20 protein-coding genes and 1 tRNA gene are annotated in these 24796 nt (G+C 61.6%); 11 read left to right on the top strand and 10 right to left on the bottom strand.

What is annotated here, in order from left to right; all coding sequences use genetic code 11:
- The first annotated feature begins 79 nt into the window (after positions 1–79).
- The 7 genes from R5N89_RS00275 to R5N89_RS00245 all read left to right on the top strand — a co-directional run bounded on the left by R5N89_RS00275 (position 80) and on the right by R5N89_RS00245 (position 4841).
- A complete protein-coding gene (locus R5N89_RS00275; RefSeq protein ID WP_078525433.1) occupies positions 80–340 on the top strand; it encodes a hypothetical protein in 261 nt (86 codons plus the stop codon).
- Positions 341–380: 40 nt separating this feature from the next.
- Positions 381–815 carry a hypothetical protein gene (locus R5N89_RS00270; RefSeq protein WP_110568497.1) on the top strand — a complete coding sequence of 145 codons (435 nt, stop codon included), beginning with the start codon at positions 381–383 and terminating at the stop codon, positions 813–815.
- A 181-nt stretch (positions 816–996) separates the two neighbouring features.
- Complete coding sequence (locus R5N89_RS00265) at positions 997–1476, top strand: MarR family winged helix-turn-helix transcriptional regulator (RefSeq protein ID WP_110568499.1); 480 nt, start codon at positions 997–999, stop codon at positions 1474–1476.
- A 187-nt stretch (positions 1477–1663) separates the two neighbouring features.
- Positions 1664–1858, top strand: coding sequence for a DUF1656 domain-containing protein (locus R5N89_RS00260; RefSeq protein ID WP_010510087.1), 195 nt, complete (start codon positions 1664–1666; stop codon positions 1856–1858).
- Between the two features lie 27 nt (positions 1859–1885).
- The gene (locus tag R5N89_RS00255; RefSeq protein WP_078525441.1) at positions 1886–2797 is read left to right on the top strand and encodes an HlyD family secretion protein; all 912 of its coding nucleotides are present in this window, start codon (positions 1886–1888) and stop codon (positions 2795–2797) included.
- Between the two features lie 15 nt (positions 2798–2812).
- Positions 2813–4339, top strand: a complete 1527-nt coding sequence (locus R5N89_RS00250; RefSeq protein ID WP_110568501.1) for an efflux transporter outer membrane subunit — start codon at positions 2813–2815, stop codon at positions 4337–4339.
- Positions 4340–4753: 414 nt separating this feature from the next.
- A tRNA-Leu gene (locus R5N89_RS00245) sits at positions 4754–4841 on the top strand.
- Positions 4842–5126: 285 nt separating this feature from the next.
- On the opposite strand, the gene R5N89_RS00240 is transcribed toward R5N89_RS00245, so the two are convergent.
- On the bottom strand, positions 5127–5936 hold the full coding sequence (locus R5N89_RS00240; RefSeq protein WP_208624659.1) for an HNH endonuclease signature motif containing protein: 810 nt from the start codon (positions 5934–5936) through the stop codon (positions 5127–5129).
- 442 nt (positions 5937–6378) lie between these two features.
- Between R5N89_RS00240 and pglX the strand changes: the two genes are divergently transcribed.
- The gene (pglX, locus tag R5N89_RS00235; protein WP_110568503.1) at positions 6379–9774 is read left to right on the top strand and encodes a BREX-1 system adenine-specific DNA-methyltransferase PglX; all 3396 of its coding nucleotides are present in this window, start codon (positions 6379–6381) and stop codon (positions 9772–9774) included.
- A 32-nt stretch (positions 9775–9806) separates the two neighbouring features.
- Here the strand turns inward: pglX and R5N89_RS00230 are convergent, their stop codons facing one another.
- Complete coding sequence (locus tag R5N89_RS00230; RefSeq protein WP_110568505.1) at positions 9807–10565, bottom strand: class II aldolase/adducin family protein; 759 nt, start codon at positions 10563–10565, stop codon at positions 9807–9809.
- Between the two features lie 462 nt (positions 10566–11027).
- Here R5N89_RS00230 and R5N89_RS00225 point away from each other — a divergent pair, with 462 nt between their 5' ends.
- From R5N89_RS00225 to R5N89_RS00215, 3 genes are read left to right on the top strand one after another with little or no spacing between them, the layout of a single operon-like run.
- Positions 11028–12008: a LysR family transcriptional regulator gene (locus R5N89_RS00225; RefSeq protein WP_110568507.1), complete on the top strand. Its 981-nt coding sequence runs from the start codon at positions 11028–11030 to the stop codon at positions 12006–12008.
- A 27-nt stretch (positions 12009–12035) separates the two neighbouring features.
- Positions 12036–13604, top strand: a complete 1569-nt coding sequence (locus R5N89_RS00220) for an ABC transporter substrate-binding protein/permease (RefSeq protein WP_110568509.1) — start codon at positions 12036–12038, stop codon at positions 13602–13604.
- A complete protein-coding gene (locus R5N89_RS00215) occupies positions 13594–14337 on the top strand; it encodes an amino acid ABC transporter ATP-binding protein (protein WP_110568511.1) in 744 nt (247 codons plus the stop codon). Before R5N89_RS00220 ends, R5N89_RS00215 begins: the two co-directional genes overlap by 11 nt.
- Positions 14338–14520: 183 nt before the next feature.
- Here the strand turns inward: R5N89_RS00215 and R5N89_RS00210 are convergent, their stop codons facing one another.
- The 8 genes from R5N89_RS00210 to hpnA all read right to left on the bottom strand — a co-directional run bounded on the left by R5N89_RS00210 (position 14521) and on the right by hpnA (position 24746).
- Complete coding sequence (locus R5N89_RS00210) at positions 14521–16890, bottom strand: phosphoketolase (protein WP_110568515.1); 2370 nt, start codon at positions 16888–16890, stop codon at positions 14521–14523.
- A gap of 37 nt (positions 16891–16927) precedes the next feature.
- Positions 16928–18145, bottom strand: coding sequence for an acetate/propionate family kinase (locus R5N89_RS00205; protein ID WP_110568517.1), 1218 nt, complete (start codon positions 18143–18145; stop codon positions 16928–16930).
- 247 nt (positions 18146–18392) lie between these two features.
- Positions 18393–19073: a hypothetical protein gene (locus R5N89_RS00200; RefSeq protein WP_110568705.1), complete on the bottom strand. Its 681-nt coding sequence runs from the start codon at positions 19071–19073 to the stop codon at positions 18393–18395.
- A gap of 290 nt (positions 19074–19363) precedes the next feature.
- Positions 19364–20677 (bottom strand): hydroxysqualene dehydroxylase HpnE, encoded by a 1314-nt coding sequence (hpnE, locus tag R5N89_RS00195; RefSeq protein ID WP_110568518.1) that lies wholly within the window; start codon positions 20675–20677, stop codon positions 19364–19366.
- 4 nt (positions 20678–20681) lie between these two features.
- On the bottom strand, positions 20682–21563 hold the full coding sequence (hpnD, locus tag R5N89_RS00190; protein WP_110568520.1) for a presqualene diphosphate synthase HpnD: 882 nt from the start codon (positions 21561–21563) through the stop codon (positions 20682–20684).
- Between the two features lie 84 nt (positions 21564–21647).
- On the bottom strand, positions 21648–22511 hold the full coding sequence (gene hpnC, locus R5N89_RS00185) for a squalene synthase HpnC (protein ID WP_110568522.1): 864 nt from the start codon (positions 22509–22511) through the stop codon (positions 21648–21650).
- Positions 22508–23740, bottom strand: coding sequence for a glycosyltransferase (locus tag R5N89_RS00180; protein WP_110568523.1), 1233 nt, complete (start codon positions 23738–23740; stop codon positions 22508–22510). Before R5N89_RS00180 ends, hpnC begins: the two co-directional genes overlap by 4 nt.
- Positions 23741–23750: 10 nt before the next feature.
- Positions 23751–24746 carry a hopanoid-associated sugar epimerase gene (hpnA, locus tag R5N89_RS00175; protein WP_061273926.1) on the bottom strand — a complete coding sequence of 332 codons (996 nt, stop codon included), beginning with the start codon at positions 24744–24746 and terminating at the stop codon, positions 23751–23753.
- Positions 24747–24796: the final 50 nt, after the last annotated feature.

Below are 24796 nucleotides of genomic sequence, written 5' to 3'. Positions count from 1 at the left end.
GGGGGATAAAGCGTTATAAGCAATGGTTACCTCCTTGCCAGAGGATTATCCGCTTCACCCGCCCTAAAAGGAAACGACAATGAGCAAGACCACGGACACCATCAAGAACGTAACCCACGAAGACCTGCAGGCCCTGAAGAGCCACATTGAAAACCTGCTGCACACGCATGGCAAGCAGGCGCTGCATGACGTAGCGGGCAAGGCCGAGAAACTGGCAGGGCAGGCCCGTGAAAGCCTGGAAGAGCATGCCCCCAAAAAAGGCGGCTCACGCGCTCGTTCGCTTGTGGCTATCGCCATTTTCTCGGTGATCGGCTACTTTCTTGGCCGCGCAACGAAATAAGGCATTCTAGCCTGCCGTAACCAGAGGACATGCGAGCATCATGAGAATAGGCGAAATCGGTAAAACCATCATTGAAGGGGAGCTGACCCTACGTAAACTGATGGCGATCCGTCTTGGTCGTCAGGCCGCATTCCTGGTTGTGGCAGCGATATTTGCCTTCTTTGCCGTCATTTCGGGCCATGGGCTGCTGTGGGCCTTCTGTTACCAGACCCTGGGCTTCAGCGCCCTTGGCGCCGCGGCCACGGTCTTTGCGGCCGATGTGCTGGTGGTGCTGATGGGCCTGGTGATGGGCCGCCGCTCCTACATGACGCCAGAGGAAATCCGCGTGCGATTCGCACGCGAACACGCCCTGAACGAACTGCGGCAGACGGTGGCCCTGTCCGCCGTGGCCACCACGGTGGCGGGTCCGCTGACCCGTCATACCTTCCGGGCGGTATGGGGGCTGCTGCGCAGCCTGACCGGTCGCGGCAAATAATACCGGCAGACCGCAGCACCCAGACTATCTGGCAATGATCCACGTCATTGCCAGATAGTATCCATGCTGAAATTGCATTGGCTCACATTGGCGTTTTCTGGAAACGTGCAGCTTCCGGACATACTAAGCACGCAAATGGTTTGCATGCTTAATACCTGTATGTCCCCGCTGGCGGAACCCGATGCCCGATCTGGAGCGCAACAAGAAGGAACTGTCATTCGGTCGCCGTCTCGCCCGGCTTGGCGCCGCGTGGCGTCGGCAGGTCGATCACGACCTGCGCGAATATGGCCTGACCGAAGCCACATGGCGGCCCGTCCTTTATCTTGGCCTGCTGCCGCCGCCCGTGCGCCAGACAGACCTGGTGCGTGCGCTTGAAATCGAAGCCCCATCCGTCGCCCGCCTGCTCGATGTACTCGAACGCCGCGACCTCGTGTTCCGTTCCCCCGACCACGAAGATAAACGCTCCAAGCTCGTCAGCCTGACGGAAAAGGGCGAACGCACGGCACGCCAGGTGCGCCACGCGGTGGAAGCCGTGTCGAGCCGCCTGCTCCATGGCATCTCCACACCGGAACTACTGGCCTGCTATTCGGTTTTCGAGCGGATCGAGGCCAACCTGTGTAAAAAACCCGCCCAGCCCCCCCAGACGGTGGCGCTGCGGTGATGCCCCTGCCCTTTCCCCCCCGTTTTCCACCCCGTGCCGGGGGCGTGTCCCTGCATTGTGGCACCATTGACGGTTTCTTCCCGCCGCCGTGTCGGCTACAGATAGCGGCACAGCGGCGCGGAGTCTGTCACCGGGTGTCGCTGCCTGCTTCTCCTTCAACGGGACCGTTCGGAATGAGAACCGCCTGATGCTGAGCGAATTCAACCTCTTCGGTGTCTTCATGGCACCGATTGTCGTCTATGCCGTCGCTGCCCTGCCTGTCACCATGCTGTTGCGCTCGCTGCTGTGGTGGTGCGGCATAATGAAATGGTTCTGGCATCTCGCCCTGTTCGAGGTCGCGCTATACACTTGCGTGCTCTGCCTGATGATCCTGTACATCTGACTGTCCCAAGAAGGTTCGAGAATCCCCATGCCTCTCCTGCGCACCCTGATCCGTGTGGTCCTGACCCTGGCGGTCGTGACGATGGCCGTCGTCATGGGCATCACTTTATGGGACACCTACATGATTGCCCCCTGGACCCGTGACGGGCGCGTTCGCGTCTATGTCGTTGACGTGGCGCCGGAAGTATCGGGCACGGTGGTGCAACTGCCGGTGGTGGACAACCAGTACGTCCATCGTGGCGACCCCCTGTTCGTGCTTGACCCCGTGCGCTTCCGCCTTGCCATCCGCGAGGCGCAGGCCCGGCTCGATGGCGCGCTGGAAGACCTGAAGCTCAAGCAGAACGACGCCCGCCGCCGCATGGGCCTTGGCGGCATTGTCTCGGCGGAAGAGCAGGAAGTGTTCAACTCGAACGTGGCAACCCAGATCGCCTCGGTCGATGCGGCGCGCGCGGCCCTTGACCTGGCCAAGCTGAACCTGCAGCGCTCCATCCTGTATTCGCCCGTCAACGGCAACATCACCAACCTCAACCTGCGGATTGGTGATTACGTGACCGAGGGGCATGCCCGCCTGGCCGTGATCGACGCCGACTCCTACTGGGTCAACGGCTACTTTGAGGAAACCAAGATGTGGGGCGTGCATGTGGGCGACGAGGCCCGCGTCAAGCTCATGGGCTACAAGGACATCATTCCCGGCCACGTGGTCAGCATCGCGCGCGGTATCAATGACCAGAATGGCCGCCCCGACGGGCTTGGCCTGCAGGATGTCAGCCCGATCTTTACATGGGTGCGGCTGGCGCAGCGTATCCCGGTCCGTATCCACCTTGACCATGTGCCCGACAGCGTGACACTCGCCGCCGGCATGACGGCCACGATCAGCGTCGGCCCGCAGGCCCGCACGCAACGCGGCCGCCTGACGACATGGCTGCAAGACCATCTGTGAGGCGCGGGCACGATCATGAACATCACTTCAGTTACCCGCAGGACCGGCCTGTTCCTGACATCGGCCATCTTTCTGGCCGGTTGCACGGTGGGGCCGCGCTACCAGCCGGACCGGATGAAACTCCCCGCCAAGTTCACCGAGGACGAGCATACCGCCACCCCCGAGGAGATCGAGGAAACCAACAAGGAACTCAAGGAGTGGTGGCACCTCTTCAAGGATCCTGAACTCGACAAGCTGATCGACAAGGCCATTGCGGGCAATTACAACCTGCAGGTGGCGGGCCAGCGGATCATGGCCGAGCGCGCCATCCGCGATGTGCAGGCATCGCAGTGGTATCCGCAGGTCGATACGCAGGCATCGGCTGGTAATGTCCGCTATTCGATCAATATCGATAACTGGCCACTACGCCCCGGCTCGGCGGCGGGTGCGGGCAACCAGCCCCAGGCCGCGTATCTGGGCTACGGGTTCAGCGCAAGTTGGCAGATCGACGTGTTCGGCCGCATCCGCCGTGGGGTGGAAGCCGAGAACCGCGCGGTTGAGGAATCGATCGAGGACCGTCGTGGCGTCATGGTCATGATGCTGTCGGAACTTGCTGGCGACTACATGATGCTGCGTGACCAGCAGTTGCGGCTGGAAATTGCCAACAACAACATTCATGTGGCGCAGGATGCCTACGACCTGACCAACCGGCTGTACCTTGAAGGCGTGGGCAATACCATGCAGATCGCGCAGGCCAAGGCGGAGCTGGATTCACAGACCGCCGCGCGCGAACCGCTCAAGACCCATATCTCCCAGATCACCCACGCCATTGACGTGCTGATGGGCCAGATGCCGGGCACATCGGAGCTGGAGCTGAAGGTGGCCAAGCCGTTGCCGCCAGTGCCGGAGTTCCCCGCCACCCTGCCTTCGATGGTCATTGCCAACCGCCCCGACATCCGCAAGGCCGAGCGCACCTATGCCGAGGCCACGGCGCGCATTGGCGTGGCAGTTGCCCAGCTTTACCCGAACTTCACCATTCCGCTGAACTTCAATCCTAATGCATCTGCGCTGTACCAAGTATTCCAGATGGGCGGCATGAGCTGGCAGTTCCTGATGATGGCCTCGCTGCCCCTGATGCATGGCGGCAAATACACCTCGCAGATCCGCATGGCGCAGGCTGCGGCCGAGGCAAGCCGCCTGGCTTACCGACAGTCCGTGCTGAACGGCTTCAAGGAAGTCGAGGATGCAATGGCCGCCTGGCATGATGATGAGGAACACACCGAACTGCTGGCCAAGGCTGCGGAAGACAGCTCACTGGCCAGCGAACGCGCCCGCAAGCTGTATGCGGCGGGCCTTGTCGGCTTCCTGGAAGTGCTGACGACCGAGCGCACCACCCTCAACGCCCAGAATGCTGAGGCCATGGCCCGGCTGGAGCGCCTGCAGGATGCGATCAACCTTTACACCGCCCTTGGCGCGGGCTGGCAGGGCGTTGCGCTGACCAACACCACCCTGCCCGTGTCGCTTGAAAAGCAGAATATGCTGGCGCGCGCCTTCCAGCAGTAATGCGGCTGCAACCTGCCCGCCCCAGTGGGGCGGCAGGTTCCACGCCCCCGAAGGACGCAGCTTATGGGCCTTCCCCTGCCGGACCGCGTGAAGCGCAGGCGAATGAATGGAATGTCCTAATCAAGACATTTCGTGATTTCTACAATGCGTTGAATATTCTTCTCAAAGCTCCCGCTTTTCCTGAAAAAATATACGCATATGGAATTTTCTGGAGGCCATGCAGGCATGGCTGACTGCTTTTGAAGGGCGCAATACTATTTTTGGCCAGCCTGCCCCCATCAGATTACATGGACTGGTCTTTATAAACTGATTCAGGTGACTGCGATTTATGAATAGGGTAGCAGAAACTCAGTTCAATAAAATCAAGGCTGATGATTGTGCTGCGCCCTGTATATGCTAAACAGGGTTGCATATGCGAGCTTGGCGGAATGGTAGACGCACGAGACTTAAAATCTTGCGCCTGTAACTGGGCGTGCGGGTTCGAGTCCCGCAGTTCGCACCACAGACCACTGAAACAGAACATTTTTTTGTGGATCTGTGACAAAGATACTCCTTGCTCCATTGTCCTTCCCTATTTGAGGGAGGATTTTATGCTCCTTATCTGAAGGAGCCGCAGCCATCCATGTCCTGTTTTTTGAACTGGATTTGTAATCTGGCCTATTCCCGGATTCATTCAGTCACGTGGTGAAGCATACTGTCCCCTGACCTGATTGCAGGCCCACGAGACACGGCGCATCTGCCTGCTGCGACTTGCGGTCACTGTATGTTAATCTTGAGTAATCAATTTTCACCCATTCCCGTAATGTAATTTACGATGACAGTTTGGACATATCGCTTTTACATTATAGATTTTGTCTACACCGCCTTGCGATAGCGGGTGTATATGATGCACTTCAAGAAAAGGCGCCCCATCAGTTTGGCGGTTAAAGGGTGCTGGTTTTTTACATTCTTCACAATAACCGTTTGCGCGCCACCTGGCAGCCACCACGACAGCAGGGTCTCTTTTATATCGAATAATTTGAACAGTTTCCTGTTCAGGAGGTTCATCTCCTATGTTTCCTTTTAAGAACGCCTTCTGTTTTTTATCCGACCATTCACCATTCAATCGTGTAACATTCTCCTCAATCTGTTCTTCAATCTCGTTGTATGATTTATAAACACCAAGTCTTTCGATCAAATCATCACAAAGGTTCATCATTTCAATAAATTGGTTGCCTAACAAAATAATATTATTGTTTAAGTTTTCACCATCGTTCAAAAATGACTTTTTACATTTAACTTTATCAAATTTTACGACTATAGAGTTTCCATTTCTTTTCTGAATTTTTACCCTTTTCTTTCCAAAAAATACTTTTAGCTTCTTTTCAAACAACAACTTATTATCAGAAAATATTTCTATCGCATCGGAACAAAACCACAGCGAAGTGTCTACGCTTGAATTCCTTATATCTATACTCGGGTATAGGAATTTATTACCTTTATATTGTGGTATATTTGCAAATTCTTTTGCTTTTGGTTTAATGGCGAGACCTTTGTAAACACTATTTTTTACTACGTAATCAACGGTATTTTCAATAACATCTTTTACTGAAAGCATGTTACCCTCTTGATATTAAAAATATACGATGAATTTTATATGCTATTTTATATCAACACAAATCCTAACGTCATAGAAAAAGTTAGAAATTTAACTGCCGGGCATCATTATTCTGCTAATTTCTGTTACGAAATTTAAGAAGAACAAATACAGATTTATGAAATGGAAACCGATATACTGATCAAGAAAAACTTTACATCCTAAAACATTCTTTCACTTTCCTGAACACTGCATGGCTGCAATGTCAGTCTTTATTTCAGATATGCCGTTTTGATAATCAGGGTCGGCATCCATAATCATTAGATAACGGTAGGACATCTGCCACAACAAGTGCGTTCCATACATGCCGTTCGTGAAAACCAGCCTCTAAAGTATGCTACCTCCATAACATGACAAAGACCCTATTGTGCGGGACCGGCGCAGGCAGGAAGAAACTTGCCTGATGGACATCAACGCGCTCAAACGCTTTGCCCAGACCACGCGCATCTGGATGATCGATCAGGTCACGACCCGGCTCGACAGGGTGCTTGCCGGGGAAGTCGTGGCCCAGCGTGCGCCCTCCGGGGCGATCACAGCGCTGAAGGCCGCCATTGAACACGACCGCGTGGACGTAATCGAACAGACGGCCTGCACCTGGTTCAACCGCTTTACGGCGCTGCGCTTCATGGATGTGATGGGCCTGACCAGTCCACCGGTTGTATCGCCCGCCATGCGCGCGACCTCCCCCTCCACCCATGACGGGCACGAGGAAGCCCACCGGCAGCACGTGCTTCAGGCCTGCCATGAATGGCACGACCGCATGCCTTTCCTGTTCGCCAAGCCCGGGGATTACTCCGATCTGCTCATGCCTGCAGGCCTGCTCGCACCTGATGGCTTTATTGCCCGCCTGCGCGCGGTAATGACCGAGGCCGCCTGTCAGCATGTCGAGATCATCGGGTGGCTGTACCAGTTCTACATCTCGGCAAAAAAGGACGCGGTCTTTGCCGGGCTGAAACGCAATATCAAGATCACGCCCGCGAATATTCCCGCAGCAACACAGCTTTTCACGCCGCACTGGATCGTGCGTTATCTTGTGGAAAATTCGCTGGGACGGCTGTGGCTGCGCAATCACCCGCACTCGAAACTGGCGGCGAAGATGGCGTATTACATCACCCCGCAGGCACCAGAAACAGACTTTGTGCCTCTGAACCGCCCCGAGGATCTGCGCCTGTGCGATCCCGCCTGCGGCGCGGGCCATATGCTGACCTACAGCTTTGACCTGCTGTATGAAATCTATGTCGAGGCAGGCCGCGCGCCCCAGCAGATCCCGCGCCTGATCCTGACGCATAACCTGACAGGAATCGAAATCGACGCGCAGGCTGGCGCGCTTGCCGCCTTCGCCCTGATGATGAAGGCCGCCACGCGATTGGGGCGGGAGCGGTTCCTGCACCTGCAATTACAGCCCAATATCGTCGTGATGCGCAACGTCACCTTCACACCAGCCGAGGTGAAGAACATTGCCGCCATGGTCGGGCATGATCTGTTCACGCCCGGCCTGCGCGCAATGCTGGGGCAGTTTGAACAGGCGCGGAATCTGGGGGCGCTGATCGTGCCCATACAATGCGACATGGCCGGCCTGCGGCGCTGCATCGCGGCACGCGCACTCGGGGCAGACCTGAAACTGAAGGATATGCTGGCCCGTGTTCTAACCGTGCTGCGCATGGCCGAAGCCCTTGCCCCCCGCTACCACGTAACCGTGGCCAACCCGCCCTATATGGGGGCAAAAGGCATGAACCCGGCACTGGCCGCCTTCATCAAGGCCAACTACCCCCAGAGCAGGTCTGATCTTTTTGCCGTGTTCATGGAGCGCGCGCTGGGGCTGAGCGTGCCACACGGGCTGACGGCCATGATTACCATGCAGTCATGGATGTTCCTCGCCTCCTATGAAAAGCTGCGCGCCCGCCTGCTGGCCCGAACCATGCTCCTGTCCATGGCCCATCTGGGTGAGCGCGCGTTTGACAGCATCGGTGGCGCTGTAGTGTCCACCACGGCATTCATCATCGGCAATGCACCCGACACGCGGCAGCAGGGCACCTTCATCCGCCTTGTCGATGGCGGATCGGAGGCCGAAAAGAAAGCCCGGTTGCAAGAGGCCATCCATCACCCGGATTGTGGCTGGCGCCATCAGGCCTCTGCGGAAGATTTTGAACATGTTCCGGGGCGCCCGATTGCGTACTGGCTGTCAGGCAATTTCAGGCAGTGCTTTTCCCGCTTTCCGTTAATCGGGGCATCAGCCGCTGCCGTATGCGGCATGACCACGGGCGAGAATGCACGCTTTGTCAGGGCATGGCATGAAGTTGACCTGAACCGGCTCATGACGGACGCCGCCACCCCCGCGCAGGCCCGGCAGTCGGGCTGCAAATGGTTCCCCTATGCCAAGGGCGGCGGATTCCGCAAATGGTACGGCAATGCGGATTACGTGGTGAACTGGCAGGATGATGGTCGCGACATCCTGGCCTCGGGGCGGGCCTATCCACGGGCACGGCAACGATATTTCAGCCCCTCGGCCAGCTGGTCTTTCCTGTCATCCGCCTATTTCGGCGTGCGGCAGCAGCCCGAAGGGTTCATCTTTGACATGGCAGGCTGCTCCCTTTTCCCCAACCGGCCTGACCAGATCAGCCTCTATACGGGGGCCTTATGCGCAAAAACCGCTGGCCTGTTCCTTCAGGCCCTGAACCCGACCCTGAATTTTCAGGTCAATAACGTCGCCTCCATCCCGCTGCCCCCTTCTCTCGACACGACGTCCGTGCAGGCCGTCGTGCAAACTGCCGTGCAGATCAGCAGATGCGACTGGAACGGGCACGAAGCCTCATGGGACTTCACTACGCTACCGCTGCTTTCCGCCGCCTGTCAGGGCGATACGTTGGCACAGGCCTATGCCCGTCTACGCGCACAGTGGCAGGACATGACCGACGACATGCAGCGCCTGGAGGAAGAAAATAACCGCCTTTTCATCAACGCCTATGGCTTACAGGGCGAACTGACTCCCGAGGTGCCGGTCACGGACATCACGCTTACCTGCAATCCCGCCTATCGCTATGGCCTCAGGGCAGCCGATGGCGAGGGTCGCCTGTGCGCGGATACGGTGGCTGAATTCCTGCATTATGCCGTAGGCTGCCTGTTCGGGCGCTACAGCCCGGACGTTCCCGGCCTCATCCTTGCCCATCAGGGCGCGGGGCTTGAGGCGTATTACGCCCGCGTGCCCCAACCGCGTCTTGCCCCTGTGCGTGACAACGTCATCCCCGTGCTGGCGGCCGACTGGTTGACCGATGATATTGTAACCCACACCTGCGAATTCCTGCGCGTGACCTTTGGCGCGGCGCGGTTTCAGGAAAACCTTGCCTTTATTGAACGCGCGCTGGGCAAGGACCTGCGCCGGTGGTTCAGCCGGGATTTCTTTGATGACCATGTAAAGCGCTACAGGAAGCGCCCTGTTTACTGGATGTTTTCCAGCCCCGAAGGGAGCTTCAATGCGCTGGTCTACATGCACCGCTACCAGCGAGATACCGTCTCTGCCGTGCTGGCGTGCCTGCGCCGGTTCATTGCCCAGTTGGAGGGCGAACACGCCCGGCTGCGCAAACAGGCCAGGGGGGTAGGCCCCTCATCCGATCAGCGCATCAGAGCGCAAAGAGAAGACCGGGCGCTCACGGCGCAGGTCGAGACCCTGCGCGCATGGGCGCATGACGTGCTCGAACCGCTGGCGCAGCAGCGGATCACCCTTGATCTCGATGCGGGCGTGAAGCGCAATTACCGGCTGTTTGCCGGAGCGCTCAAACCGATCAAGGGCGTGCAGGACTGAATGATGCACGGTTCCGGGTGCCTCCTGTCAAATCAGTCCCGGTAATCGGGCTGCTCGCGATCAAGCTTGCGTCGCAGCGCCTGCCAGATCAGGCGGCCTTCGTCGGGGTCATCCTCAAACTGCTTTCTGGCACGCAGGATCTGCGCCTCAGAGGGAACATGCAACGCAACCCCCGTGGACTGGGCCGCAATCTGGATACGGCAGGACTGCTCAAGGTAATACATGCGGTAGAAAGTCTGCGCGATGGTGGCGCCTACGGTCAGTAACCCATGGTTTTGCAAGATGAGCGCATTGCGCATGCCAAGGTCACGCACGAGGCGTTCGCGTTCGCTCAGGTTGTCATCGGCGGCAATCCCCTCATAGGGGTGGAAGCCAACGCGGCCATAGAATTCCATGTTGATCTGGTTAAGCGGCAGGATGTTGTGCTCCTGCGCCGCCACCACCATGCCCGCGAGCGTGTGCGTGTGCATGACGCATGCGGCATCGGGCCTGCTGCGGTGGATGGCGGAATGAATGACAAACCCCGCCGGGTTGATCGGCCATGATGTTTCCTGCCGGGGCAGGCCATCGGCATCGACCACGACCAGGGAACTTGCGGTAATCTCCTCGAACAGGAAGCCATAGGGATTGACCAGATAGGCATGCTCATGCCCCGGCAGCCTGACCGAAAGATGGGTATAGACAAGGTCGGTCATGCCAAAAAGCGCCATGAGCCGGTAAGCAGCGGCAAGATCCTCACGCACGGCCTGTTCGGTCGGGGCGGTTGAGGGCGCGGGCGAAAGCGAAGACATGATTCGTGAATATTCCTTGCTGTGGCAGGCATGTTGCCCTGCATGCGGCATGGGGCGCAACAGCCCTGACATGCGATATGGCGCGACGATTACCCACCGCCTGCCGCGCGTAAACAGGAATTTTTCAAAGTAAGCTTCAGTCAGAAGCTTAAAGACGTTTTTTGTAATAATTCGTCGATAAAAATAATGGACATTTCAGGCATCCCTATTTTTCAAAAATATGACGTTACTATAAACATATCGAAAAACAATTCGCCAATAACTGCATTATTATTGGAAACATTTTATGAATATATTATCCAGGAACTATCGCCCTTGTGACCGCCAGAAACGCTTTCCTCCCCTATCATTACGGTTTATGGATAATAGCGATAACGAACCGGCCAGGACCGAACAGCGCAGTAACGGCCCCCTACGGGAGAGCAGTGCATTCATGCCATATATCTGGTGGATCGGCTTTGCATGACACGACAGCCCGCACCCTTACCCCGCAGGGCCGCCGCCCCACGCGGCACAGGCATGCGCCGCAAGGCGGATGGTTTTAATGGACAGGTTGCCGAGGTCGACCTGCGGCAGTTGCGCGTGTTCCGCACCGTGGCCGAGCATGGCGGTTTTGCCGCGGCGGAGGTCGCGCTGGGCAAGAGCAAATCCTCCATCAGCATCGACATCGCCGCCCTTGAAAACCGGCTTGGCCTGCGGCTGTGCACGCGCGGGCGCAGCGGTTTTGCCCTGACGGCGCAAGGCCGCCTGGTGCTCGAGGCAACCGAGGCCCTGTTTTCAGATATCGCACAGTTCCAGCAACGCATAAACGAGGCCAGCGGCACATTGACGGGGCGCTTTTGCCTGTATGTGCCCGACAATATCCAGATTCATGGTGAAACAGCGCTGGTGCGCGCCATTGAAACCTTTACCACCCGCTACCCGGCAGTGTTCATGGACATCCGCTCCACCTCCGCGCGTGAGGTGGAATTTGCCGTGCTCAACGGGCAGGCCTGCGCCGGAATCACCCTCAATCCGCGCCACGCGCCCGATGTGCAGGCCACGGCCCTGTTCCATGAGGAACTGCACCTGTTCTGTGGCAGGCGCCACCCCCTGTTCAGCATGCCCGAAAGCGAAATCACGCCCGCCATTCTGGCCGAGCAGCGCATGATTACGGTCTCGGGTGCTGCCACCTCGCCCATGTGGGATAGGCTGCGCCCGCACCTGACCTTCGCTGCGGCGGCGGAAAATGTCGATTCACGCGCCCTGCTGATCCTGTCAGGCAATTACCTCGGTTTCCTGCCCGAACCCTTCGCCCGGCCCCTGGTGCATGGCGGGCTGCTACGCCGCATTGTGCTCGACGGCCTGCAACTTGAAACCGGCTTCTATTTTCTGGCCCGCCCCAACCCCGAGACGGGCCTCATGCACGATACGTTCCGCGCCATTCTGGAGGCGGCCTGCTGAATCCGGCACCCGCAAGGAGCACACCGCATGACCTCTCTGATGGCACGGTTCAGGCACCTGTGCGCCGCCCGCATCGTGGCGGCCGCCCTTGCCACCGTGCTGGCGGGCGCCGGCATGGCGCGGGCGGACACGCCGCCGCTGCCCGGCTTCATCCATGATGGCACGCTGACGGTCTGCACCAACCCCACCCTGCCCCCCATGACATTCGTAAACGGCACCGACATGAAGGCGGTGGACGGCATCGACATGGACATCGCCCGTGCGCTGGCAGCCTACTGGCATGTGACACTGCGCGTCACGACCATGGATTTTACCGGCCTGTTCCCCACCCTTGCGGCAGGGCGCTGCGGGCTGGTGGCGAGTGGCATCATCAGGCTGCCGCAGCGTGAACGCGACTTTGATGCCGTAACCTATCAGGATACGACGCTGGTCATCGTGGCGCGCGCGGGCACGCGCCCCCTGAGCAGCATGGCGGACCTGGCGGGGCGGAAGGTGGCCGTGCAGGCGGGCACGAGCTACAGCGCGCGCATGGCGCAGGAGAACGAGGCACTGGTGGCGGCAGGCCACGCGCCGATGATCATCGCGCAATACCCCACCGAGGAGCAGGTGGTGCAGCAGGTGCTGATCGGGCGCGCCTTCGCGCTGGCCAGCCAGGATGTGGAAATGGCCTACCGGCGCGAACAGCTACACGGCAGGGTGGGCGTGATTTTTACGCCCCCTTACCCCGAATACCGGCATTTCGCGCTTTATATCCGCAAGGATGCCCATGACAGGGCGCTGCTGGAACAGGCCATTGCCACCCTGCGCGATAACGGGCAGATGGCCGCGATCGGGCAGAAATGGGCCATAACGCCCGATGCCACGCAGGCGCTGGACACGGACACACAGGCTCCGGCCTTTCACTGGGGCACGTTTTTTGATGCGCTGACCTCATCCGCCTTCATGCGGGGGGCGTGCATTACGCTGGCCTTGGCCGTGCTGTCGCATCTGACCGCCATTGTCATCTCGCTTCCCATGGCGCTGGTGCTGAACGGGCGGGACTCCATGCTCCGGACCGGGCTCAGGGTCTATGTCGCCCTCTTCCGTGGTGCACCGACCCTGCTGCAACTGCTGTTCATCTGGAACGCCCTGCCGCAGTTCCTGCCGTTTTTCCGCGAGGCGTGGTTCACGCCCTTTCTGGCCACATGGCTATCGCTTTCGATCAATGAATCCGCCTATCAGGTGGAGATCAACCGCGCGGCCCTGACAGCAATCGACCTCGCCCAGACGGTAGCAGGCCATGCGCTGGGCCTGTCACGCGGGCAGGTGTACCGTCATGTCATTTTTCCGCAGGCGCTGCGCATTGCATTGCCGCCCACCATCAATGCGTTCATCAGCCTGCTCAAGACCACCTCGCTGGCCTCCGTCATATCGGTACAGGAACTGCTGTCGGTCACCCAGATCCAGGTTGCACGTACGTTCGAGTTTACCGAGTATTATGCTGCGGCACTGGTTTACTATCTGGCCATGGTTTTCTTTTTCCTGCTGATACAAAAACGCGTCGAGCGCCGTTTTTCATGGGCTGACCAGTACAGGGTAGGCCCGCATGCACCCTGACCCCGACGCCGTGCTGTCGATCCGCAACCTGAGCAGGGTGTACAAGGATTTCATTGCCCTTGACCGTCTCAGCCTTGACGTGCGGCGTGGCGAGAAGGTCGTGGTGCTCGGGCCGTCTGGCTCGGGCAAGTCAACGCTGATCCGCTGCCTCAACCGCATCGAACCCCATGACAGCGGCTCGCTGCACATCAACGGCCAGGCCATTACCGCAAAGACCGACCTGACCCGGCTGCGCGCGCTCGTGGGGCTGGTGTTCCAGAACTATAACCTGTTCCCGCATCTCAGCGTGCTCGACAACTGCACGTTGGCCCCCCGCCTGGTGCGCAGGATGCCACGCGCGCAGGCCGAGGCGCTGGCCATGCGCTTTTTGCAGCAGGTCAATATTGCCGGGCAGGCACGCAAATACCCTATCCAGCTTTCTGGCGGGCAACAGCAGCGCGTGGCCATTGCGCGCGCGCTGTGCATGCAGCCCGAAATCATGCTGTTTGACGAACCGACCGCCGCCCTCGACCCCGAGGCCGTATCCGGCGTGGCCACGATCATGAACACCCTCGCGGTTCAGGGCATCACCACGCTGTGCGTCACGCATGAAATGCGCTTTGCGCGCCATATTGCCGATCGCATCGTGTTCATGGATCAGGGGCGCATCATGGAAATCACGCCCCCCGAACAGTTCTTCACCAACCCCCAGACAACCCGGGCACGAGATTTCCTGAACCAGATGATTGGCTGAAATAATAAAAGTTTTTGGTGAAGCTTTTTTCAAAAAGCTTCCAAGAACGCCGCCTTTTTGAAAAAAGGCAGCACCCAAAAACTTTTATTATTCAAGAATTCTTCCGTATTGGCTTTTCATGCTCCCATGAAAAAAGGAGCCTTGCGGCTCCCTTTCCCATAACTCTGAACAGGTCTGTCGTGGTTATGACCAGCGCCAGTTCCTGATTTCGGGCAGGTCCTGCCCATACTGCGCCACATAGCGCGTGTGCTCGACCAGCTTGTCGCTGATCGCCTCGTTGGCATAGGCCGCCTTTTCAGCCAGGCCCGGCACGCGACGGATCACGTTCTGCACCAGGTGGAAGCGGTCGAGGTTGTTGCGCACCGTCATGTCGAACGGCGTGGTGGTGGAGCCTTCCTCGCGGTAGCCATGCACGTGGAAGTTGCGGCAGTTGGTGCGCTTGTAGATCAGCTTGTGAATCAGCGCCGGATAGCCGTGGAAGGCGAAGATAACCGGCTTGTCCGTGGTGAACAGGCTGTCGAATACATAATCCTCCAGCCCGTCAGGGTGCTGGCTGCGCGATTCAAGAGTCAGCAGATCCACCACATTGATCACGCGGATCTTCAGGTCCGGCAGGTGCCTGTTGAGCAGTTGCACGGCCGCCAGCGTTTCGATGGTCGGTACATCACCCGCGCAGGCCATGACCACATCAGGCTCGCCGCCCTTGTCATTGCTGGCCCATTCCCAGATGCCGATGCCCTTGGCGCAGTGGGCGATGGCGGCGTCCATGTCCAGCCACTGCGGCTCGGGCTGCTTGCCCGCCACGATCACGTTCACCCGGTCGCGGCTTTCAAGGCAGGCCCTGGCCGTGCACAGCAGGGTGTTGGCATCAGGCGGCAGGAACACCCGCACCGTCTTGGCCTTCTTGTTCAGCACATGGTCAATGAAGCCGGGGTCCTGATGACTGAAGCCATTATGGTCCTGCCGCCACACATGCGAGGTCAGCAGGTAGTTCAGCGATGCGATCGGCGCGCGCCAGGGCACCTCATCCGCCTGCTTGATCCACTTGGCGTGCTGGTTGACCATGGAATCGACAATGTGGATGAACGCCTCATAGCACGACAGGAAGCCGTGCCGCCCGGTCAGCAGGTAGCCTTCCAGCCAGCCCTGGCAGGTATGCTCGCTCAGGATCTCCATCACATGGCCATCAACGGCCAGATGGTCATCGTAATCGAAGGTCTCGGCATTCCAGGCGCGGTTGGTCACGTCCAGCACCGCGTTAAGGCGGTTGGAATTGTTCTCATCCGGCGCCAGCACGCGGAAGTTACGCGCGGGCAGGTTGAGCTTCATCACATCGCGCAGCCACGTGCCCAGCACGCGCGTGCCCTCACCCAGCGCATGGCCCGGTGATTCGACCGTTACGGCATACTCCGTCACATCCGGCAGGCGCAGGTCGCGGCGCAGCAGGCCGCCATTGGCGTGCGGGTTTGCACTCATGCGGCGGTCGCCCTTGGGGGCAAGGGCCGCGATTTCGGGCATCAGGGTGCCGTTTTCGTCAAACAGTTCCTCAGGCTTATAGCTGTGCAGCCATTCATCGAGCAGCTTGAGGTGCACGGGGTTGGTCATGTCGGTAATGGGCACCTGGTGGGCGCGCCAGTACCCTTCCGTGCGCAGGCCATCCACCGTCTTGGGGCAGGTCCAGCCCTTGGGCGTGCGCATGATGATCATGGGCCAGGCCGGGCGCGTGGTGTCGTTGTGCTCACGCGCAGCTTTCTGGATCTGGGCAATCTTCGCAAAGGCCGTGTCCATCGCCACGGCCATCTTCTGGTGCATGATGTCCGGCTCGTGGCCTTCCACCACGATCGGGTCATAGCCGTAGCCCCTGAACAGGCTGGTCAGTTCATCAGGCGGGATGCGGGCCAGCACCGTGGGGTTGGCGATCTTGTAGCCATTGAGGTGCAGGATCGGCAGCACCGCGCCATCGGTCTTGGGGTCAAGGAACTTGTTGCTGTGCCATGACGTGGCCATCGGCCCGGTCTCGGCCTCGCCATCGCCCACCACGCAGGCCACGACCAGGTCGGGGTTGTCGAACGCAGCGCCATAGGCGTGCGAGAGCGAATAGCCCAGTTCGCCACCTTCGTTGATCGAACCCGGCGTGGTGGGCGCTGCGTGGCTGGGAATGCCACCGGGGAAGGAGAACTGCTTGACCAGCCTGGCCAGCCCGTCCGCATCCTGCGTCACTTCGGGGAAGTATTCGGTATACGTGCCTTCAAGATAAGTGCTGGCCACCACACCCGGCGCCCCGTGGCCGGGGCCTGCCACGAACAGGATGCTGCGGTCCTGCTCGCGGATGATGCGGTTGAGGTGCAGGTACAGGAAGTTCAGCCCCGGCGTGGTGCCCCAGTGCCCCAGCAGGCGCGGCTTGGTGTGCTCAAGCTTGAGCGGCTCGCGCAGCAGCGGATTGGCCAGCAGGTATATCTGGGCAATCGACAGGTAGTTGGCTGCGTGCCACCATTTGTTGAACAGCGCGACATCCGCCGTGGCAAGCGGGGTTGCGGAGGGGGTTTCACTCATTTCCGTTCCTTCCAGAATGGTCCATTCCTGCCCGGCCTCAGCCCAGACATATCAGCACGTGGCGGCGGATTGTCGTTTCCTCGTCGGTGGGAATGACCCGCACCTCCACGGCACTATCCGGCGTGCTGATGATTTCGTGGTGCGCGGCGTTGGCCGCCGCATCAAGGCGGATGCCCGCCCAGCCCAGCCGCGCGCACACGGCGGCGCGGATGATGGCGTCATGCTCGCCAATGCCTGCGGTAAACACCAGCCCGTCCAGCCCCTGCAGGGCGGCCATCATGCCACCCGCCTGCTGGGCAAGGCGGTAGACAAACAGGTCCAGCGCCTGTATCACCTCCGGGCTGATGCCCGCCTTGGCGTGCAGGTCGCGCATATCGGCCGAAACGCCGGACACGCCCAGTAGGCCGGAGCGGTGATAGAGAATGTTCTCGATCTCGGCCGCGCCCAGCCCCTCTTCCTTGAGCATGTACAGGATCACGCCGGGGTCGAGATGCCCGCACCGCGTGCCCATGACCAGCCCATCAAGCACCGAAAAGCCCATGGTGGTGTCGATGCTGCGCCCGGCGCGCAACGCACACAGGCTGCCGCCGCTGCCGATATGGGCGACAAGCGTGCGCCCGCTGGCCAGATGCGGCGCGCGCACGCGCAGGGCAGAGGCGATGTATTCATACGACAGGCCATGAAACCCGTAGCGCCGCACGCCACGCGCCGCATAGTCACGCGGTAGGGCCTGCGCCTGCGCCACGGCAGGCAGGGTGTGGTGAAAGCCGGTATCGAAACACGCCACCTGCGGCAGGTCGGGATACTGCGCAAGCAAGGCGCGGATGGGGGCAAGGCTGCCGGGCTGGTGCAGGGGCGCGAACGGCGTCAGCGCCGCAAGCCGCGCCAGCACATCGGGCGTAATCCGCACGGGGGCAATGAAATCAGGCCCGCCATGCACCACGCGGTGCCCCACGGCCATGAGGTCCACGCTGCCAAGCTGCTTGCCCACCCATTCCATGAGGGTGGCCATGGGGCCGAGATGGGCCTTGTCGAGATTCGCGGCGTCATCGGCAGTGGGAGCCCATGTTTCATCCACCAGCACGCGGCCGCCCGCGTCATGGGCGACAAAATGGGGGTGGCTGCCGATTCCCTCAAGCTCGCCCGAGGCGATGCGATGGCTCGGAGAGGCCGCCGTCTCGCCTTTTTCGATAGCGAAGAGGGCAAATTTCAGGCTGGATGAACCTGCGTTGAGTGCGAGCACCGCCCGTGTCATGCCTTTCTCCCTGCTGCTTGCCAAGAACCGGCAGCATGTCACGCCTATCTGCCGGGCCTGACATTGATGCGAATCAATTGGCCGCGCCCAGCCTAACCAAAAGCAGGCACGAGAACAGCCATCGCGCCACATGGCGCCTCCGCGCCACGCAGGAGGCCCAATGGCCGGGGAGGATAAAAGTTTTTTCTGATCCCCACGCAATCAGGGCAGGGAACAGCATAAAAGCCAATTAACGTTTCCGGGTGCGTCAGCCAAAACGCCGGGCCAGAACGCCCTTGGCCGCCGTTCGCGCCAGCCCGGCATCACGCCCCACCTGGATCAGGGCCGGAATCTGGAACGGATTGCACACGATGCTACGCGCCAGCGCGCCCACCGCAAGGCTGCCATCAGGGCGCAGCGCCACCACGGCGGCGGGCGGCAGGGTGCGGTCTGCGGGGTCGCACACCACGCGCAGCACGGCGAAGGGCACCTTGCGGGCCGCTGCCATTTCCGCCACCACGCCGCTTTCCATATCCAGCGCCACGCAGCCCGTCTCGCGGTACAGCGCCATCTTGCGGGTGGCGGCGGTTACGATCACATCGCTATGCAGCAGGTCGCCGCCCACCACGTCCGCCCCTTCGGCCCCCAGCCATGCCAGCAGCGCGGGGGCAGCGGGCAGGCGCTCGCCATTGACCAGCACATTCTGCGGCACGACCACAGCACCCGGCTGAAGCGCCGGGTCAAGCCCCGCCGCCAGCCCGAAGGAAAGCAGCGCGTCCACCCCGCCTTCAAGCAGGTCAAGCACCGCCTGCCGCGCGCCGGACAGGGTCGCGCCACTCAGGCCAATACGGGCGTGAGGCAGAAAGGGGCGGATGAGGGCGGCTTCCGCCTCCATGCCCACCACGATGCCCAACCGGGAAAACGGAGAGATTGCTGTGCTACCGGACATATTGATGGATTCCCCTGCCATTATCACAAGCCATAGCCCGGCCGGCCAGCCCCCGACACTGCGCAACACTGCCGGAAACCATGGCAACATCGATCACATACCCCGCGCACGCCAACCGCGCCGCACGGTGCCCGTGTCCTTTTCTCGCGCTACATGCACGCAGCAGGGACAACACCACCCGGCTAGCGTTATTCCGACGAAAACGGAATGTCGTGCCTGCCCCGGTCGCCATGAACATTATATGCCGTTGCCCATGTGCTGACGCAGGCCGGTTGCCTGTGCGCCCCGCTTCATCCCGGTCGGCCCGGCGTGCCCTTGCGGGCATGAACCGCGCGTGCCGCCGCCGCCCCCGAGCGGATCGCGCCCTCGATGGTGGCGGGCAGGCCCGTAGCCGTCCAGTCCCCTGCCAGCAACAGGTTGGGCACCATGGTCTGCGTGCCGGGGCGCAGGCGGTCCTGCGCGGGAGTGGCGGCAAAGGTGGCGCGCTTTTCACGCACGATGCGCAGCGGCGGCACGTCCACCGGCAAGGGTGCTGTCGCTGCCGGGTCGATGGCGGCGCGCACCTCGTTCCAGATCAGGGGGGCCAGTTCATCAAGGTCGCGCCCGGCATAGCGGTTGGCGGCGCTGACCGTGACCGACAGGATACGGTCCTTGGCAAACACCCATTCGCTGATGCCGCCCACCACGCCGATAAAGCGCGCCTGCGCCAGCCCGCCGGTCAGCACTGGCGCCTGAGGCAGCAGGAAATGCACGTTCAGGATCGCCTCGAACGCATCGGGCGCGCTAAAGCCGGGCAGTTCGGCCAGCAGGCCCGACGCCACCGGGGCAGGCACGGCCATGATGACCGTATCTTCCGGCTTGATTTCAATGCGTTCCGCGCCCAGCAGCAATGCCGTGACCGGGCCGCCACGGGTGAATTCCACCCCACTGACCCGGCTGCCCGTGCGCACCTGCGCCCTGAGCACGGCCAGATGGGCAAGGGCGGGGTCAACAAAACTTTCCGAAAGGCCAATGGCGGGGAAGCGCGGCAGGCAGTTGCGCCCGCCACGGGCCAGGCTTTCCTTCACCACGGCGCCAAGCAAGGCGGCGCTGCCGGTATCGGGCATGGTGTTGAGCACCGATATGGCGAACGGCTCAAGCAGGCGGCGCGACAGGCTGCCCGAAGGCAGGCAGTCCGCCACCACCATGTCGGGCGTGGCCTCCATCAGCGCCAGCAGGCCACGCAGCTCGGCCAGGCGCATGCCCGGCACGCGCCTGCGCTTTGACAGCACCCACAGCGGCACCCGCCCGCGCGAGAGGTCGAGCGTCCAGCGCAGCCGGTCGGCCAGGTCAATGAACGGAAAGACCGGGCGCTCTGGCCCCACCAGCGTGTCCTGCGCCCCGATCAGGCCCAGATAGCGGTACACCGCCGGGTTGCCCGACAGCAGCAGGTGGTTGCCATTATCAATACGGCAGTCGAGATGCCGGTCATGATAGGATCGCGCCCGCCCGCCACAGGCGGGCCCGGCCTCGTAAACCGTGACCTGCTCGCTGCCACCCGCCAGTTCAACCGCGGCGGACAGGCCCGCAAGGCCCCCGCCAATGATATGGACATGCCCCGCCATGGCCTCAGCCCGCCAGCGCGCGCAGCGCGATCAGCACCTTGCGCGGGCGCGAGAGCGACACGCGCTTTTCTGGCGTGCCCCAGCCCTGCCGCTCCTGCGCGCTGAGAATGGCGGCATACGTCGCCCCCATCAGCCGCGCGGGCCGCATGGCCGTGCGGTCGCACCGCGCCATGGCGGCGGCTGCCGCGCGGAAATGGTCATGCGCCCGCCCCGCCAGGATGCGCCCCACCTGCTCAAGCCGCGCGGCATGCACCACCGCCGAGGGCTTGGGCGTAATGCCGAAGCGCTCAAGCAGGTCGCGCGGCAAGTAAAGGCGGCCCAGCCGAGCATCCTCGGCCACGTCACGCAAAATGTTGGTGATCTGCAACGCACGACCCAGATGGTAGGCCACCTCGTCTGCCGCGGGTGAGGAATCGCCAAACACCCGCACCGAAAGCCGCCCCACGGCGGAGGCCACGCGGTCGCAGTACAGGTCGAACGTCGCTTCATCAGGGGCGACGATGGGGCCGCGCGCATCCATTTCCATGCCGTCGATCACGGCATTGAAGTCATCCTGACGCAGATCGAAGCGGCGGATGGTGGCCATGAGCACGCGGTCGATGCCATCGCGCGCCTCACCGCCGTAGAGCCGGGCGATGCGGGCGCGCCATTCCTCGAGCCTGCGGCTCTTGTCTTCCGCCTCGCCCTCGTCATCGGCCACGTCATCAACGAGACGGCAGAAGGCATAGACGGCATACATGCCATATCGCCGGTCGGACGGCAGGATACGCATGCCCTTGCCAAAGGACGTGCCCGACCGCACCACGATCTGCTCGACCTCGGCGAGGTCAGCAGCATCGCAGCCCAGTACCGGCGCCTCATCATGCCGCGCGCGCAAAAAACCCATTCCCGCGTGTTCCGTTCACTTTACGAATTAACAGTTGCGCCTGTTCTTAGCGGCAATCACCCCCAAGGACAAAATCGTGCCCTATCAGACCAGCGTTCGCACCGCCCCCGCAAGGGCTGCGAGCACATCCCCGCGTGACAGCTTGACGCGGCCCGCCACCGGGTCCTCGCTCCGCAGCCGCCTGGCCAGGCGCTTTGACAGCCCCACGATCACGGCCGCCTCCATGCGCATGCGCCGGTCGCGGATCAGGCCGGGCAGCAGGGAGGCGCGGCGGTTGAGTTCATCCACGCGGTCAAGCAGATGGTTGAACACCCGGCGCAGGCCGGGGCTAGCATGGCGGCCACGCAGGTCATCAATGCTGGCCCCCGCCTGCTCCAGCCACGGGCGCGGCAGGTAGCACCGGTCGAGGCCGGACAGGTCATCGGCGCAGTCCTGCAGGTGGTTGAGCACCTGCAGCGCCGTGCACAGCGCATCCGACGGGCCAAACGTGCCCGCATCCTCACCATGCAGTTCAAGCAGGAAGCGACCCACGGGATTGGCGGAATAGCGGCAGTATTCCTCCAGTTCCTCCCACGAATCGTAGCGGTTCTTCACCGCATCCTGCCGGAACGCCACGATTAGGTCGGTCGCCGTGGAGGTAGGCACGCCGGTCTCGCGCAGGGTCTGGCCCACGCGCACCGCCGTCTGGGCATCAGCCCGGGGGGGGGCGAGGCGCTTGCCGAGCACCACCTCCTCCATTGCGTCGAGGCGGGCGATCTTGGCGGGCGCATCAAGCTGGTCGGTATCGACGATATCATCGATCACCCGGGCGAAGTCATAATAGGCGTGCACATGCGGGCGCAGCCTGCGGCTGATCAGCAGGGAACCTACGGGAAAGTTTTCATCCCCGGCATCCTTGCCCGACGAGACATCCGCGCTGCCCCATACGTCCTGCTCATCCGTGTTCACCCTACGTCATCCCCCATGGTGCGGTTCATTACCGTCGCAGCACCCTCGCTGCGCATATGTGTCGAGATCGCGCCATCCGGTTCGGTATAGGCGCGACTTTTCCAGACCACGCCCCGCCCCCGATGGTGATCGAGCGCCGAGCCGATGGTGGCCAGCGTATAGAACCCCGCAATAACCGGCAGCAACAGCGCCCAGGCAGGCGACAGGCCAAACCGGCGCAGCGTGGGCGTGTACGACGCCATGGACAGCACCCATGCCCCGGCCCCCAGAAGGCAGGGCGACCCGTGAGCGAACAGCGCAAGCTGCATCGGCAGCATCCACACCAGCACCATGCCGATGACCGTGCCCACAAGCAGGAAGGGCGAATAGCCAAGCTGCACATAGGCCGTGCGCGCCACCATGCGCCAGATGTCAGACGGATGCGGATAGGGCCTTATGGATCTGGCCAGGCAGCTATGGCCCAGATAGATCCGCCCCCCGCTATGCTTGACGTGGGCCGCCAGCGTGCAGTCATCGATCAGCGCGCCGCGCAGGCTCTCGATGCCGCCAATGCGCGCCAGCGCGCGCCAGCGCACCAGCACCGTGCCGCCTGCCGCCCCTGCTACCCTGCTGCGCGGGTTGTTCACGCTGGCAAACGGATAGAGCAGGGCGAAAAAGAACACGAAAGCCGGCACCAGCATGCGCTCGGCGGGGCTGGCGCAGTTCAGCTCCACCATTTCCGATACCTGATCGAGCCCGCCTGCCTGCGCCTTGGCCACCAGGGTCGAGACATGGCGCGGGTCGTGGGTAATGTCGGCATCGGTCAACAGCACGAAACCGCTGGAATCGGGGGCGAGTTCACGCGCGCGCGCCACGCCTTGGGCCACGGCCCACAGCTTGCCGCTCCACCCCGCCGGGCGCGCCTTGCCCGTGACCACGGTCAGCCGCCGGTGCGGGTCAGGCACCGCGCGCGCCAGCCGCCCCGTGCCATCGGTGCTGTTGTCATCAACCAGCACGACCCGCAGCGTGCCGGGATAATCCTGCGCCAGCAGCGAGCCGATGCACGCCGCAACCGAGGGTGCCTCATCACGCGCGGGCACGACCACGCACACATCAGGGCAGGTTGCCGCATCAAGCCGCAGGCCCGGCACGGGGGCAAGCACCGGCCCCGCCTGCCAGAAGCGGCCATGACAGAAAATAAGCCCGAGCCAGATGACAACCGTCAGAATGGAAAGGGGAAGCAGAAGCATGACAGGCTGCTCAATCCAGCATGCCGTGCTGGCGGAACCAGTCGATCGCATCCGTTACCGCCTCACGCGCGGGGCGCGGGGCGTAGCCGAGCTCACGGATCGCCTTGTCCGATGAGAAAAACATTTTCTTGTGCGACATGGCCAGCATCTCGCGCGTGACGCGGGGTGCAATGCCAAAAGCGCGGGACAGCCATTCGCTCGCCACCGCCACCGGCCAGATCACCGCCTGCGGCAGGCTGATGCGCGGCGGCGCCACGCCCGCAATCTCGGCGGTCATGGCAAACAGGTCGCGCAACAGGTAGTTCTGCCCGCCCAGAATATATTTCTCGCCAATGCGCCCGCGCTCCAGCGCCAGGGCATGGCCCTCGGCCACGTCATCCACATGCACGATATTCACGCCGGTATCGACATAGGCGGGCATGCGGCCGGCCGCGCAGTCCAGGATCATCTGGCCTGTGGGCGTGGGCTTGATGTCGCGTGGGCCTACGGGGGTGGAGGGGTTCACGATCACGGCAGGCAGCGCGCGCTCGTGCACCAGGCGCAGCACTTCCTGCTCGGCACGGTATTTGGAGCGCTTGTAGATGCCGATCACACCATGTTCATGCACCGGCGTTTCCTCATCGGAAATGGTGCCATCGCCAATCAGCCCCAGCGCCGCGACTGAGGAGCAGTACACGATCCGCTCGACTCCCGCCTTCTGCGCCGCCAGCATCAGGCCACGCGTGCCTTCCACGTTGGCCACCATCATCGGCACGGGGTCGGGCACCCACAGCCGGTAATCCGCCGCGACATGAAACACGTAGCGGCAGCCCTTCACGGCCGCATCAAAGCTTTCGGGGGTGGAGAGATCGCCTTCCACCAGCTCGGCGGGCAGATCGCGCAGGTTGGTCAGGTCGCTGCCTTTGCGCACCATGAGCCTGAGCGTATGGCCGCGCTCCACCAGATTGCGGGCAACGGCCGAGCCGACAAAACCGGTCGCACCGGTTACAAGGGTTGGGGCAGTCATGGTCTGAACGATCACTCCGTCAGGGGACAGAATTCACGATTGCGATACGG

It is taken from the genome of Komagataeibacter sucrofermentans DSM 15973 (genome assembly GCF_040581405.1).
In the GTDB taxonomy this organism is placed as follows: domain Bacteria; phylum Pseudomonadota; class Alphaproteobacteria; order Acetobacterales; family Acetobacteraceae; genus Komagataeibacter; species Komagataeibacter sucrofermentans.
This window is presented reverse-complemented; position numbering and strand designations above follow the sequence as displayed.